General features: G+C 51.9%; 9 protein-coding genes. 6 read left to right on the top strand and 3 right to left on the bottom strand.

Going from position 1 to position 14,514, the window contains the following annotated elements:
• Positions 1 to 270: 270 nt before the first annotated feature.
• The gene (locus ABRZ28_RS13110) at positions 271 to 2,199 is read right to left on the bottom strand and encodes a bifunctional 5-dehydro-2-deoxygluconokinase/5-dehydro-2-deoxyphosphogluconate aldolase (protein WP_330520463.1); all 1,929 of its coding nucleotides are present in this window, start codon (positions 2,197 to 2,199) and stop codon (positions 271 to 273) included.
• Positions 2,200 to 2,784: 585 nt separating this feature from the next.
• On the opposite strand from ABRZ28_RS13110, the gene ABRZ28_RS13105 reads away from it, so the two are divergent.
• Both ABRZ28_RS13105 and iolB read left to right on the top strand, forming a co-directional pair.
• Positions 2,785 to 4,296: a CoA-acylating methylmalonate-semialdehyde dehydrogenase gene (locus ABRZ28_RS13105; protein ID WP_330520462.1), complete on the top strand. Its 1,512-nt coding sequence runs from the start codon at positions 2,785 to 2,787 to the stop codon at positions 4,294 to 4,296.
• A gap of 655 nt (positions 4,297 to 4,951) precedes the next feature.
• Positions 4,952 to 5,773: a 5-deoxy-glucuronate isomerase gene (iolB, locus tag ABRZ28_RS13100; protein ID WP_330520460.1), complete on the top strand. Its 822-nt coding sequence runs from the start codon at positions 4,952 to 4,954 to the stop codon at positions 5,771 to 5,773.
• Between the two features lie 138 nt (positions 5,774 to 5,911).
• Here the strand turns inward: iolB and ABRZ28_RS13095 are convergent, their stop codons facing one another.
• Positions 5,912 to 6,775 (bottom strand): MurR/RpiR family transcriptional regulator, encoded by an 864-nt coding sequence (locus tag ABRZ28_RS13095; protein WP_319604831.1) that lies wholly within the window; start codon positions 6,773 to 6,775, stop codon positions 5,912 to 5,914.
• A gap of 658 nt (positions 6,776 to 7,433) precedes the next feature.
• Here ABRZ28_RS13095 and iolD point away from each other — a divergent pair.
• From iolD to ABRZ28_RS13075, 4 genes are all read left to right on the top strand, one after another.
• Positions 7,434 to 9,374: a 3D-(3,5/4)-trihydroxycyclohexane-1,2-dione acylhydrolase (decyclizing) gene (gene iolD, locus ABRZ28_RS13090; protein ID WP_330520459.1), complete on the top strand. Its 1,941-nt coding sequence runs from the start codon at positions 7,434 to 7,436 to the stop codon at positions 9,372 to 9,374.
• A 711-nt stretch (positions 9,375 to 10,085) separates the two neighbouring features.
• Positions 10,086 to 10,982 (top strand): myo-inosose-2 dehydratase, encoded by an 897-nt coding sequence (gene iolE / locus ABRZ28_RS13085; protein WP_319604833.1) that lies wholly within the window; start codon positions 10,086 to 10,088, stop codon positions 10,980 to 10,982.
• 370 nt (positions 10,983 to 11,352) lie between these two features.
• A complete protein-coding gene (locus tag ABRZ28_RS13080; protein ID WP_319604834.1) occupies positions 11,353 to 12,750 on the top strand; it encodes a sugar porter family MFS transporter in 1,398 nt (465 codons plus the stop codon).
• A gap of 179 nt (positions 12,751 to 12,929) precedes the next feature.
• Positions 12,930 to 13,367, top strand: coding sequence for a PTS mannitol transporter subunit IIA (locus tag ABRZ28_RS13075; RefSeq protein ID WP_319604835.1), 438 nt, complete (start codon positions 12,930 to 12,932; stop codon positions 13,365 to 13,367).
• 203 nt (positions 13,368 to 13,570) lie between these two features.
• Here the strand turns inward: ABRZ28_RS13075 and ABRZ28_RS13070 are convergent, their stop codons facing one another.
• Positions 13,571 to 14,344 (bottom strand): hypothetical protein, encoded by a 774-nt coding sequence (locus tag ABRZ28_RS13070; protein WP_330520457.1) that lies wholly within the window; start codon positions 14,342 to 14,344, stop codon positions 13,571 to 13,573.
• Positions 14,345 to 14,514: the final 170 nt, after the last annotated feature.

Below are 14,514 nucleotides of genomic sequence, written 5' to 3'. Positions count from 1 at the left end.
CGCCCTGTCGACGGATATCGCGGTCATTGATAGCGAACCGCGCCTGTTATTGCGGTTAATCAGCCACCATCATATTTCGAATGAAATCGCGATAAAGGAAATTATTTTTTCATTATAAAAAATAAGAAAATATTAATTCATAAGCGTCGTTTTTATGCCTACGCCGCCATACGGCGGATAAATCATGCATTGGAGAGAAGAATCGATATCGCGGATGATTGCGCGGGACAAGGATTTCCCGCGCGAAAAGCTATGCCGTTGCGGCCATGTTCAGAGGGGGGCGGGACGATAAGTCCGCCAGTATCCGATCAGCCTGAGAAAATTCTGTTTCACGGCTTCCACCACCTGGCGATCGTCCAGTTCCCCCCTGAACCACTTAGCGGCCGGTTCGCCGAATATCGTTCTCCCCACGGCGAATCCTTTCACCCAGGGCGCATCCGCCGCCGCCGCAAAACCCGCTTTCAAGGAGGCTTCCGGCGCATCCAGCCCCAAAATCACCACCCCGCGACAGTGGCTGTCATGACGCTCGATGATCTGACTGATATCCCGCCAGCCAGTCGATGACAGCGGCGGCAGTTTCCACCAGTCCGGCTGAATGCCCAGAGAATAAAAGCGCGACAGGATCTCGCCATAGCGCTTTTCATCCCGATCCGGGTTATCATGCGGCAGGATCACTTCCAGCAACAGTTCGTGACCGGACTGGCAACAGGCATGATAGACCTCGGTGATTAACGCTTCCTGTTCCAGCCGCGTCGCCTCGCTATCCTTAGGGTGATAAAACACCAGGCATTTCACCACATGTTCCAGCGGCCACCCCACCAGTTGGGAACCGATGTCGCCATGCTCCAGACGCAGCGGCCGCGAGCCTGGCAACTCTATCGGGCGGCCAATCCACCATCCCTGGCCGGTGATGTCGTTAAGCGCCGCCTGACCGTATGTCGTGTCCGCCAGGATGCCGGCATTATTTTTCAATCCCGCCTCGGCGGCGGCGGCCCGCGCCCCTTGCAGCAACAGCAATTTCAACGGGGGGATATCGCTCTCGTCCCGCCCGGCGGCGTGGGCCATCTCCGCCAATTGCTTGCGGTGATCAAAGGCAAACACGCAGAGTTCAGGCCACTGCTGCTTGCGGGTGGTAACCCGATGCAGATGATTCAACCGGACATCTTTATCCGGCCGCGGTACCGATTGCTCCCGCGACAGATAGTCGTCCAGTTCAAGGCGGGTCGGCATCGCCGGCGCGCAACCGTGTCGCGACACCACCAGCGCGCCGCAGGCATTGGCGTAACGGCAGGCTTGTTCCCACCCTTCATCGTTGAGATAACCGCGCAACAGTCCGGACATAAAGGCGTCTCCCGCCCCCAGCACATTCAGAACGTCCACTCTGACGCCGCTGTAGAGCGCCACCTGGTCCCAACCGGTCGGGATCTCCGCTTCGAATACCGAGCATCCCTGCGCTCCCCGCTTGCAAACCAGGGTCGCCTGACTCACCCGACGGACATTACGCAGCGCCGTCAGCGTATCGGTGCTGCCGCCGGCAATATGGAATTCTTCTTCAGTCCCGACAATCAGGTCGAAATGGTGCAGCACGTCCTGTAATTCACGGGTAACACGCTCGGAAGGGATAAAACGGGTTTCGCCGTCGCCCAGGGTGGTTAGCCCCCAAAGTACCGGTCGGTAATCGATATCCAGCGCCCGGCGCAAGCCGTGGCGCTGCGCGAATTCCAGCGCTTTGAGCACCGCGGCTCGGGTATTGGGATGGGAAAGATGGGTGCCGGTAATCGCCACCGCCCGACTGGAAGCGATGTAGTCCTCGTCGATATCCTCGGGGCTCAACGCCATATCCGCGCAGTTATCACGGTAGAAAATTAACGGAAACGTCTCCTGATCTTTTACGCCTAAAATCACCAGCGCGGTCAATCGCTCTTTATCAGTAATGAGGTAACGGGTATCCACGCCGGCGCGCTGCAACTCCTCGCGCAGGAAACGACCCATATGCTCGTCGCCCACCCGCGCCAGCATGCCGGACTTCAGCCCCTGAACCGCCGTGCCATAAGCGACATTTCCCGACGATCCGCCCAAATATTTGGCAAAGGTGGTCATATCTTCCAATCGGGAACCGATTTGTTGTCCGTACAAATCGAGCGCGATGCGCCCGATGCAAATGACATCAAGCGTCTTTTGCTGCTGCGCTGTACCCATAATATGCAATCCCCCATGAATAAAAGCCTGCGAATATTATGAGGAATAAAAATTTCATTTTCAATCACATTAAAATAAACCGCTTCGAAAAACGTGTGCCGCTGATAACATTTATATGACCATTTAATTATAATTAAATGATTTTTATAGTTATTAACAATAATAAAAATAACGAATCTTAATATAATCAAATAGACTAAATAAAGCCAAGATAATGTTTAACATGATAATTTTATAAAGAAACGGGCTTTCCGCCTGTGCTGAAGCGCGACAAGGAATGTTAGTTTCATTTTTTGATCAATCTCCCATAAATGGAATTTTTATTCCAAAATAGACTTTTATAGAACATAACACGCCTATAATGTCGGCAGTAACGTGCTGTGTATTTCCCCGAACGCGGCGCCGTGTCGCGGGCGCGTCAAAGATTCTGAACATCCGGCACGAATGCATCCCCGAGCGGACAAAAAATAACGGAATGATGTTCAATTACGCAGCAGGACCGCAGGCAGCCAGGACATGAGCCGTTAAGCGCGACGATGCCTGACAAACGAAAGAGAGCTTGACTCAATGATGGAGTGAATAGATATGTCTACAGTACAAACGTTACAGTATTTGGTTGACGGCCGTTGGCTCGACTCCAAAACCACCCGCTTTATGGATGTGCATAACCCCAGCACCGGCGAAGTTATCGCCAAGGCTCCCTGCTGCACCGAGGATGAAGTGAAAAACGCCATCGCCGCCGCCCGTAAAGCGTTCCCGGCCTGGTCGAACACGCCGGCGATCAAACGTGCGCAGATCATGTTCCAGGTGCGCGAACTGCTGATCAAACATGAGGAGCGGCTGACGGAACTGGTCGCCAGGGAAAACGGCAAAGCCTGGGGCGATGCCCAGGGCGACGTTCTGAAGGCTAAGGAGGGAACCGAACTGGCCTGTTCCATTCCGACATTATTAGCCGGCGAAAGCCTGATGGACGCGTCGGCTGGCATTGATACCACCCTTTATCGTGAACCCATCGGGGTATTTGCCGGTATCGTGCCGTTCAATTTTCCCGCCATGATCCCGATGGGCTGGATGGCGCCGCTGTGTATCGCATCCGGCAATACCATCGTGATTAAGGCCGCCAGCATGACGCCGATAACCTGTATGGAGATCGCCAAACTTTACCAGGAAGCCGGCGTACCCGACGGCGTCATTAATATCGTGACCTGCTCGCGACACGAGGCCGACCTGTTCCTGACCCATCCCGACGTCAACGGCGTCTCTTTCGTCGGTTCGACCCCGGTGGGTCTGCATGTCTATTCCAAAGCGGCGGCGCACGGTAAACGCGTCCAGGCGCTGTGCGAAGCTAAAAACCATGCATTGGTGCTGGCCGACGCTCCCATCGCCCGTACTGCGGCGGGCATTATCAATGCCGCCTTCGGCTGTGCGGGAGAACGCTGTATGGCGTTGCCGGTAGTCGTGGTCCAGGAAGAGATCGCCGATCGGCTGATTGCGGCCGTATTGGAAAAAGCGCAAGCGCTGAAGGTTGGGCCGGGTTACCGCAAAGAGACGGATATGGGACCGGTTATCTCCGCCGAACATAAACAGTCGGTGGAAAACTGGATAACCAAAGGCATCGAACAAGGCGCCGAACTCGTGCTGGATGGCCGCAACTATAAAGTGGAGGGTTTTGAGAACGGTTATTACGTCGGCCCGACGCTGTTTGACCGCGTAACCGAGGACATGAGCATCGGTACCGAGGAAATTTTCGGACCGGTTCTCTGCTTCAAACGGGTAAAAGACTTTGAGGAAGGATTACGCATCATGAACCAGAACCCGCTCGCCAATGGTTCGGTGATCTTCACGCAGAACGGTCATTATGCGCGGGAATTTCAGAAACGGACCCACGGCGGCATGGTCGGCATCAATGTGGGCATTCCGGTACCGGTCGGCGTATTCCCCTTCTCTGGTCATAAAAACTCATTTTTCGGCGATCTGCATTGTCTGGGTAAAGACGGCATGCGCTTTTATACCGAAACCAAATGCGTCACCAGCCGCTGGTTTGACGAGGAAGAGCGTAAACGTGAAAAAGTGGATTCCTGGGACGGTACGATTTAATCGGCATTATTGATTTGAGTTTGACGACACCTGTGTGGTTTAACCCCGGCCCTCCCCTTCCCCGGCTGTCTCTTATACACAAATACGGGAGTGCTGACGGGGTTGGTTGTTACGCGGCGTAAAAAATTATGCAGCGGTGGACTTGGCCGCCGAGTGAGCCGCATGGATGCGGCGAAAGCCAGTGCCGCGTCGGGAACGCGTCACTGGCGGCTCGAATAGCGGTCAAGAACACCGATGGCACCGCGCAGCGGCATAATTTAGCCGCAAGCCCGGGTTCATAGGGGGCTGGCGCTTGGGCCCCCTATGTCGGGCGCGTGCTACGACGTAGCATGGAAATGGCGGCATTGTGGCGCACGAAACTGCCTCTGAGTCCGCATAAAAATGTGACTAAGAGACAGCCTTCCCCGGGGAGGGTGCAAAACACGCCGTTTTTTAATGCATTAGCGTCCCCCCGATAAGGGGTAGCCGGAATGGGTGATTAACTGTGCGGCTCATCTCATTAAATTAAAATTTCATAACAATAAAATTGAAATATTTATTCCACAAGAATAGGGTAATAAGGATTTCGCCGATGTTCGCCACGCCCTTCTCTCCCTTTAGCCGGGGCGTAACCAGTTGATAGGGGCGGCGATGTTGATTTGCACAGGAGGATTATGTGACCACGTTACTATCAAAGTCTCATGCCGGAGACGTCAGCGGGCGTATCCAGCACATTACTCCGGCCAATGCCGGCTGGCGTTATGTCGGTTTTGACGCCTACCTGCTTAAAAAAGGGCAGTCGTTGGATCTCGACAGCGGCGACCAGGAGCTTTGCCTGGTATTGGTGGCAGGCATCGCCACCATCGCCACCCGCCACGCCGAATTCAGCGATATCGGCAAACGTATGAGCCCTTTTGAGCGCATACCGCCTTATTCGGTTTACGTCCCCCATCACGACCAGGCGCATATCACCGCGCAAACCGATTTGGAACTCGCGGTTTGCCGGGCGCCCGGCAACGGCTATTTACCGGCGCGGCTTATCGCGCCGGCTGACGTCGGAGTAGAACAACGGGGCAAGGGCCGAAATAAGCGGCTGGTTCATAATATCCTGCCGGAAAACGACCCGGCGGACAGCCTGCTGGTGGTCGAGGTATTTACCGCGGAGGGAGATACCAGCTCTTATCCCAGCCATAAACATGATACGGAAAACTCGGCCGATGAAACCTATCTGGAAGAGACTTATTATCATCGTCTCGATCCAGCCCAAGGGTTTTGCCTGCAACGGGTTTACACCGATGACCGCTCGCTGGATGAATGTTTGCCGGTGTACGATCGCGATGTGGTAAAAGTTCCGCGCGGCTATCATCCGGTAGCGACTATCGCAGGTTACGACAGTTATTATCTTAATGTTATGGCCGGCCCGGTACGTAAATGGCAGTTCACCTGGGAAAAGGATCATGCCTGGATCAACTCGGCGGAATATCCCCGGCGTCCTTAGCGCCCTCAAGCGCCCTTCCCCCGTTATTCCCGCTGTCGTCGGCGGGAATCTCCTGCTGAAACCGCAAACAGCCATCGGCTGATTCCCGCCTGCGCGGGAATGACACAGGCGAGTGGCTTATTCATCCGGCATCCATAATTAGTCGGCTTGTCGACTATCGTTGGACGGATGGGTGGCGCTTTGCATCGCCAGGGACAGCATCAGCGTCTGGGACAGACACATGGAAGAAATCTGGGAACGAAACCCGTCGACCTGCGCTTCACGCACCACAAAGCAGACTTCGCTGAACGCGGCCAGCGGGCTGACCAGGCTATCGGTAATGGCAATTTGCTTGGCGCCGCTTTTAGCCCCCATGGAGACCAGTTCCACGACTTCCTGAGCGTATGGCGAATAGCTGATGGCAATCACCACATCGTCAGGCTGCACCATGCTCAGCTGTTCGGAAAACATGCCGCCCAGCCCGTCGATAAGAAAAGCGCGACGCTCCAGATGCCGCAAGGCATAGGTCAAATAGGAAGCGAGGCTGAAAGAGCGGCGTAGCCCAATGACATAAATATTGTTGGCATTCGCCAGGAGTTGCACCGCCCGGGACAAATCCTCTTCTTTGATCTGGCCCGGTAGTTGCTGTAACGCCAGGCTATTGACCATGCTGAACATGCTCAGTATTTCCATCGGCGTTTCCGGCACATCGGCCTCTTTACCGGCAACCTGGCGAAATAATCGGGCGCGTTCGGTATAGCTGACCGTATCTTCCATGATGTGTTGACGAAATACCTGTTTCATTTCATTGAAACCGTCAAACCCGAACGCGTTGGCGAAACGGATCAGCGTCGAGGGCGGAACATTGGCCTTTTCAGCGATGGATGCAATCGTATCGAAAGGGATACTGGTGCTATTATCCAGCATATAACGCGCCACCTGCTTCAATCGCTTACTGAGCGTGTCGTAGCGGTTACGTATATCATCCTGCAATGACGAGAGTTGGGAAGGAGAAGTTGTCATGAAAACAGCACACCGTGGATTTCAGCAAAAGCGCTGACATTGATTATTACGACTGAAAAATTCAAATCAACCTATTATTGAAAATATTTCGTCATTTTATTAAATATGCCGGTCATGCGTTCCCGGCCAGGATCGTTTGCTCCCCCCTTCAAGAAGCATCATCCCTCATTTTCTCTCGGCGCCGGAGAAGGCGGTTCCCCCCATCAATCAAGTCTTGCCCGGCCAGGCGCGCCAGAATGGCAATGAGCAAAACCCCCATGTATCGCGCAGACAGGGATATAAAATTTCACAAAATAGATAAATGGAAAATTTAATCCCTTTTAAGCATTAAAAAACAAAGCGCATTCCATTCCCATCGTTAACCCCATCCTCATGATAAACAATAAATATCCCCTATAATGGTTAAAGAAACACCGTCAAAGCCGCAGGACGCAGCCCTTCCTGTGGCCGAAAAATGAAATTTTCATTATTTGACCTTTCTCTCATAAATGAAATTAATATTTTATTTTTTATTTTTTTGAACAAGGGAATCCTTATAATGACGCTATGACTTCATCACCCGATTAATCATAACCCTACGTCTTTCTCAGATCGCTTTATGGGGCGGTTATCCTGACCGCCGGGTTTCCCCGCAGGCCAGAGGAAATGGAAGGAAAATATGAACAAAATCAGATTAACCACGGCACAAGCATTGGTCCGGTTTTTAGATAACCAATATGTCGAGGTTGACGGCGTCGAAACGAAATTCATCAAAGGAATTTTTGCCATCTTCGGCCATGGCAATGTTCTGGGGATCGGGCAGGCTTTGGAGCAGGATAGCGGGCAACTGCATATCCATCAGGGCCGAAACGAGCAAGGCATGGCCCATGCGGCCATCGGCTACGCCAAGCAGTCTTTGCGCCGGCAAATCTATGCTTGTACCTCTTCCGTCGGCCCCGGCGCCGCCAATATGATTACGGCGGCGGCCACCGCCACCGCCAACCGCATTCCTCTGCTGCTGTTGCCCGGTGATGTCTATGCCACCCGGCAGCCCGATCCGGTGCTGCAACAAATCGAACAGTCCTACGATCTCAGCATCAGCACCAACGACGCGTTTCGCGCCGTGAGCAAATACTGGGATCGGATCTCCCGCCCCGAACAATTGATGAGCGCCTGCATCAGCGCCCTGCGTGTGCTGACGGACCCGGCGGAAACCGGTGCGGTCACGCTGTCCCTGCCGCAGGATGTCCAGGGAGAGGCTTATGATTATCCTGATTATTTCTTTCAAAAACGGGTACACCGCATCGAGCGCCGTTCCCCCACTGCGGATATGCTGAACCAGGCAAGGGAATTATTGTTGCGTAAAAGCAAACCGTTGCTGATTTGCGGCGGCGGCGTTCAATACTCGGATGCCGGGCAGGCGCTGCGTGAGTTTGCCGAACGTTACCGCATTCCCTTCGCCGAAACTCAGGCCGGGAAAGGCGCATTGCTTTCCGACCATCCGCTGAATGTCGGCGGCATCGGCGAAACCGGCACCCTGGCCGCCAACCAACTGGCCCAAGACGCCGATTTGATTATTGGCGTCGGCACCCGGTATACCGACTTTACGACCTCCTCCAAATGGATTTTCCAGAATCCGGCGGTGTCGTTCCTGAACCTCAATATCAATCGCTTCGACGCCTACAAGCTCGATGGTCTCCAGGTCACCGCAGACGCACGTCAGACGCTGATTGCGCTCAATCAATACATGTTGTCGGAAGATTGGCGAGCGGACTGGGGGGATCGCGTCACCGAGGTGCGCAACCAATTGCAGGCGGAGCGGAAGCGCGTTTACGCCATTAATTACACCGGCGACGATTTTGCGCCCGAAATCAACGACGGCCTTGACCATAAATCCGTCTTTGACGAATTCAACCGTATCACCGGTTCGCTGTTGACCCAGAGCCGGGTATTAGGCATCGTCAATGCAACCATTCCGGAAGACGCGGTAATCGTCGCCGCTTCCGGCAGCCTTCCGGGGGATTTACAGCGTATCTGGCGAACAACCTCCCCCCAGAGTTATCACGTTGAATACGGCTACTCCTGTATGGGATACGAAGTCAATGCGGCGCTGGGCGTTAAAATGGCTGAGCCGCGCCGGGAGGTCTACGCGCTGGTGGGCGATGGCGCCTTTATGATGTCGCATTCCGAGCTGGTCACCAGCATTCAGGAAGGTAGCAAAATCAACGTATTGCTGTTCGATAATATGGCTAACGGTTGTATTAACAACCTACAGTTGGGACACGGTATGCAAAGTTTTTTCACCGAATTCCGTTTCCGGGATAAATCGCCATCCCGGCTTGACGGCGCTCTGGTGCCGGTGGATTTTGCCAAAATAGCCGAGGGCTACGGCTGTAAAAGCTATCGGGTCACCACGGTAGAGGAGTTGCATCATGCGCTGGAAGACGCCAGGCGGCAGCGTATCTCGACGCTGATCGATATCAAAGTGCTGCCGAAAACCATGATCCACGGTTATTTCAGCTGGTGGCGAGTCGGCGGCGCACAGGTCTCCGCCAGCGCTGATATACAGTCCGTCGCCGACCTATTGGCGGAAAATATCGACAAGGCCCGTCAATACTGAGTCGCCTTTGGTCCGCATCTTCGGTGGTTATTGTCAGTAAACGCCGGCGGTGCGGCGCCGGTCGGTTGCCGATCTGGCTAACCCAGCGCTTAACCGACCGACAAGCGGTGAATACTCTGTCAGAACGCAAGCCAACCGCAGGGGGAAACCGGGCGACGATGTGACAGCATCAACGAACGGCGAGCCGCCCGCGGCTTCAGATGGCGAAAATGCAAAATAAATATTTTGTATTATTTCAATATGGAATTTAATTTTTTAAAAATTTTGATAAAAAACGTATCGCGTTCATTATTCATCATCACTGCCGACCATTTTTATAACGCCCACACATCCAGGTCTTAATAAAAGCCCGGCAAACGCCATCACGTAACCTTATAAAAAATAGGTTTATTTATCATCGCGATCACAGTAAATACCGCCATAAAGTCAGTAGGCAAGCAGATTCAGACGAAATAAATGCCTTTTAATATATGATCCTTATCTCAAAATGGAATATTTTTTCTGCACTAAAGAAATATGAAAGATATATTCTTATGCAGGAAGACAGAACAGATACTCTGAATCGGTATGCATCACGATTACCTTTTCCAGTATGGCAATCGGGATACGCTGGTTTACGCGCCGAAATTAAGGCGTCATGTCCCTTGTGACACGCAATGAGCAACCATGAGGAAATTTCTCAATTACCGCTCTATTCGAGGTGTATTTATTATGGATAAAAATAAAGTCAAACTCGCCATAGCCCCCATCGGCTGGACCAATGACGACATGCCCGATTTAGGAAAGGAAAATACATTTCAGCAAACGGTCAGCGAAATGGCGCTGGCGGGTTTTACCGGCAGCGAAGTGGGCAGTAAATATCCGCGGGATCCCAAGGTTCTCAAACCGATGCTGGATATACGCGGCATTCAAATCTGCAATGCCTGGTTCAGTACGTTTTTTGCCGACGGACAAAAAGCCAAAACCCTTGATGAGTTTATCACTCACCGGGATTTTCTTCATGCCATGGGGGCAACCGTCATTGGTTGTTCCGAGCAGTCGCGCAGTACCCAGGGTACGCCAAAGCCGGTACTGGAAGGACGGCCTATCTTTACCGATGAAGAGTGGCGCTTAGTGGCCGACGGGTATAATGAATTGGCGGATCTCGCGGCTGAAAAAAATATGACCGTCGGCCTGCATCACCATATGGGTACCGGCATTCAGACTGCTGAGGAAATCGATCGTTTCATGGCGCTGGTGAATGATGATGTTTACCTGCTCTATGACACCGGCCACGCCTACTACTCGGAAGGTTCGCAGGAAGCCATGTTGCAAATCCTGCGCAAATACCTGCCGCGCATCAACCACGTTCATCTGAAAGATGTGCGCGACGAGATCGTCGCCGAGGTTCGCGCCCATAAATTAAGTTTCCTTGATGGCGTGAAAAAAGGAACCTTTACCGTACCGGGCGACGGGGTGATTGATTTCAGGCCGGTCTTTAAGTTACTGGAGGATTTTGGTTACCAGGGCTGGATCGTGGTCGAGGCCGAACAAGATCCCGCCAAAGCCAATCCTTTTGAATATGCCGTTAAAGCCAGGCGTTATATTCGCGAGGTCGCCGATATTTAATGACGATATATGACTCCCCGCAAGGCGCGTTTTGCCTTGCGGCTATGGAATAGCAAAGGGAATAAATGATGAATGACGAGTTTCTCAAGTGCTGGAGGCCATTACCGAATCAGCGAAGGAACGCCGATGGCGTTAAAACTTAAAGTAAGAAAACAATAAAATAGTAAGCAAGCGCAGAAAATAAAACCTTCGGTGGCAATCATATTAATAAAAATTTTATCAACTTTATTGATATAAAAATTTAGCCAAATAATCGTTCACAGAACCAAGAACCCTCACCGCCTTTTATTCATAAGGTGTAACAACCATTAACATGAATATATTAAGGGGTTTTTGGCATCACATGATTAACTGAATAAAAGGTAAAGATATGTCGCTAACTATGGTTCTCAATATACAACAGCGAAAACGATTGCATCAAATAACATTAGTCGCCACATTCGGAGGCCTACTCTTTGGTTATGACACGGGCGTAATTAACGGCGCCTTCCTTTCCCTGAAAGAAAATATGGCGCTCACGCCGACGACCGAAGGCCTCGTCATGAGCGTACTTTTAATCGGCGCCGCACTGGGTAGCGTCTGTGGCGGCAAACTGGCCGACTATATTGGTCGGCGAAAATATTTATTATATTTATCATTCCTTTTCTTGTTCGGCGCATTTATGTCTGCGCTGGCGCCCAATATCACCAACCTGTTGATTGCCCGATTTTTACTCGGCTATGCCGTGGGCGGCGCATCGGTTACGGCGCCTACATTTATATCTGAAGTCGCGCCAACGGAAATGCGAGGAAAGCTGACAGGATTAAATGAAGTGGCCATCGTCATCGGCCAATTATCCGCGTTTGCCGTTAACGCCGTTATTGGTTATGTCTGGGGACATCTCCCGGATGTTTGGCGATATATGTTAATGGTTCAGGCATTGCCCGCCATTGGATTGCTCATCGGCATGTGGCGTTCGCCGGAAAGCCCCCGATGGCTGGTTAGCAAAAATCGCGGAGAAGAAGCCTTAGCCATTTTAAAACAAATTCGGCCGGTAGAAAGAGCGGTTAAAGAATTTGAAGATATCGTGACGTTGATTAATATCGAAGCGGAAAAGAAGCTGCATACGAAAGGCTCGCTGTCGATCATTCTCAATACGCCCTGGATTTTCAAACTCATTCTGGTGGGCATGGTCTGGGCCGCCGCCCAACAAACCACCGGGGTTAACGTTATTATGTATTATGGTACGGAAATACTGCGTACCGCGGGTTTTTCAGAAAGAACATCCTTGATATGTAATGTGCTCAACGGCGTATTCTCCGTCGGCGGTATGTTGATCGGGGTGCTTTTCCTGGTTGACCGGTTTAAACGGAAAACGCTAATCGTCAGTGGGTTTGCTCTTATGGCAACCTTGCATCTGGTCATTGCCGCCGCTGACTACACCCTGACCGGCGATGTAAAAGCCACGGCGATCTGGCTATTGGGCGCATTATTCGTCGGTGTGATGCAATGTACCATGGGTTTCCTGACCTGGGTGGTGTTAGCTGAACTGTTCCCATTAAAAATCCGCGGACTATCCATGGGAATATCCGTATTTTTCATGTGGATTATGAATGCTATCGTCAGCTATTTATTCCCGGTGCTTCAGGCGGAACTCGGTTTAGGCCCCGTATTCCTGATACTGGCCGTCATCAACTATCTGGCTATTATCTTTGTCATATACGCCTTGCCGGAAACCTCGAATAAATCACTGGAGCAATTAGAGGAAGAGCTGTCCGCTGGACAATAGTCAACGCGATTCCATATGAAAACAAACAAGTTATATAGCAGGAAACAATTCGAGATGCGGGACAACAGATCGTCGTTTTGCTCATGACCCTTTACGGCGAGGCTCAGGGAGGGGCCGAGTCATGAAGCGAACGCACAGCAGCTTGAAATATGACGGTTATATAGCAGAGGGTACAGAACATGATAGATGATATTACAATCAATAATCTTCATTTAGGCTGTCAGGCAAAAAACAAAGCGGAAGTCCTATCCATGGTCGGTAAATCTTTTAAAGAAAAAGGCTATGTCAGCCAGGATTGCGTTGCCTTTCTCAATGAAAGAGAACAACAGGTCTCCACCTTTCTGGGAAATGGCATTACCTTGCCTCACCTGCCGAAATCGGCCACCAATATCATTGTAAAAAAAGGCGTTGAGATTTTTCAGTTTCCCGATGGCGTTATTTGGGATAGAAGCAACAGCAGCGTCATGTTTATCGCGATTGGCGTTATCGCTAAAGAGAAAGAGCATATTGATGTCCTAAAACAAGTCGCATCGATTTTTAGTGACGAAATCATTGCCAATGCACTCTCTCTTATTTCAAATAAACAGGATTTTCTCCGTATTCTTAATCGAGGATAGCCATCTACCCTGAATAATTCGAGAGGCAGGAGGACAACCGCCGAGTGATAAATCGTCAGGAGCAAATTTACGGTGAGAGACAGGAAGTCTCTCATTAATCCGCAGAAGCATACCCAAGTCAGTGACCGGCGCGACCGGTATGTCATGTTAACTCGGCCATGACGCGCTGATTTGTTGAGCAGACGCGGTGACGGCAAATGTATTCAGGTAGTCGCTCTCACCGAACGTCGCATGATTTCGGCCAGCAGCGTCGTCGCCAATATGGAAGCGGCGAAGGCTACGACAAATGTCGTCAATAACCCGACCTTAAGCAGCAGTTCCCCGATCGTCACATAGAAAATGATGACGCCCAACGCGCTGACCGCATTGCCACGCACCACTGCCGCCATTTCACCGCGACCGCCCTGAACATGGGCGAATACCGTTAACGGCCAGGCGATCACCGGCACCGGCGACAAAATGCCGCTGACATGCGGCCCGATGATGTGCGCCGAACCGGTAATAGCGAAAAGCATCGCGGTTGAAGTCAACATGCGCAAAGGGATATCCCAAAACGGCGCCGGCGATGTGACGGCTTTCCGCTCTACCCGACCGGTTAAGCGAACAATCATCGCAATCGCCGCCAGACTGATAATAATCGCCCCCAGCGGAGCAGCGGAAATCAGCAGCAGCAGAGAAATCGCGACAAAAAAGGCCAGCGCGGCGACGCAGGCCGCCGTCACAGCAAGCGAGCGGGCGATAACCAGGTAGAAAAGATAGGTCATCAGCACCGCCGCCAGCCCCGACAGCGATCCGGATGCAGCCTGGGTTGCAAATTGCGGCCCCTGTTCGATAGCCAGAAACAGCGCGACCGGGCCAGACGTCAACGGCATGCCTGAGAGTAAACCGCCGACAAACCCTCCCCACTTTCTTACCGCTAAGGAAACGACAAGCATCAGAATCGGCGTAACCACCAATTTAATTGCTAAAATATCCAAACGAGACTTCTCCCTGCGTATAGAAAATCGCAATCTCAACGGGCGGATCGCGTTTTTTGACTGTATCAGGAAGTCGGGATATGTAAATGCGAAAGTAAAGCCAGAGCGTGGCGCGTCAAAACGTTTTCTTCGCCGGCGCCGTCTCGGCGTAACTTAAAAAGCGCTGGCTA

This window comes from Brenneria sp. g21c3 (assembly GCF_040240345.1).
GTDB lineage: Bacteria > Pseudomonadota > Gammaproteobacteria > Enterobacterales > Enterobacteriaceae > Brenneria.
This window is presented reverse-complemented; position numbering and strand designations above follow the sequence as displayed.

What these genes read in the sequence shown, in the direction of transcription:
- iolE (WP_319604833.1), top strand. Translation starts at nt 10,086, where the DNA reads ATGGATAAAAATAAAGTCAAACTCGCCATAGCCCCCATCGGCTGGACC.
- ABRZ28_RS13105 (WP_330520462.1), top strand. Translation starts at nt 2,785, where the DNA reads ATGTCTACAGTACAAACGTTACAGTATTTGGTTGACGGCCGTTGGCTC.
- ABRZ28_RS13095 (WP_319604831.1), bottom strand. Translation starts at nt 6,775, where the DNA reads ATGACAACTTCTCCTTCCCAACTCTCGTCATTGCAGGATGATATACGT.
- iolD (WP_330520459.1), top strand. Translation starts at nt 7,434, where the DNA reads ATGAACAAAATCAGATTAACCACGGCACAAGCATTGGTCCGGTTTTTA.
- ABRZ28_RS13075 (WP_319604835.1), top strand. Translation starts at nt 12,930, where the DNA reads ATGATAGATGATATTACAATCAATAATCTTCATTTAGGCTGTCAGGCA.
- ABRZ28_RS13080 (WP_319604834.1), top strand. Translation starts at nt 11,353, where the DNA reads ATGTCGCTAACTATGGTTCTCAATATACAACAGCGAAAACGATTGCAT.
- ABRZ28_RS13110 (WP_330520463.1), bottom strand. Translation starts at nt 2,199, where the DNA reads ATGGGTACAGCGCAGCAGCAAAAGACGCTTGATGTCATTTGCATCGGG.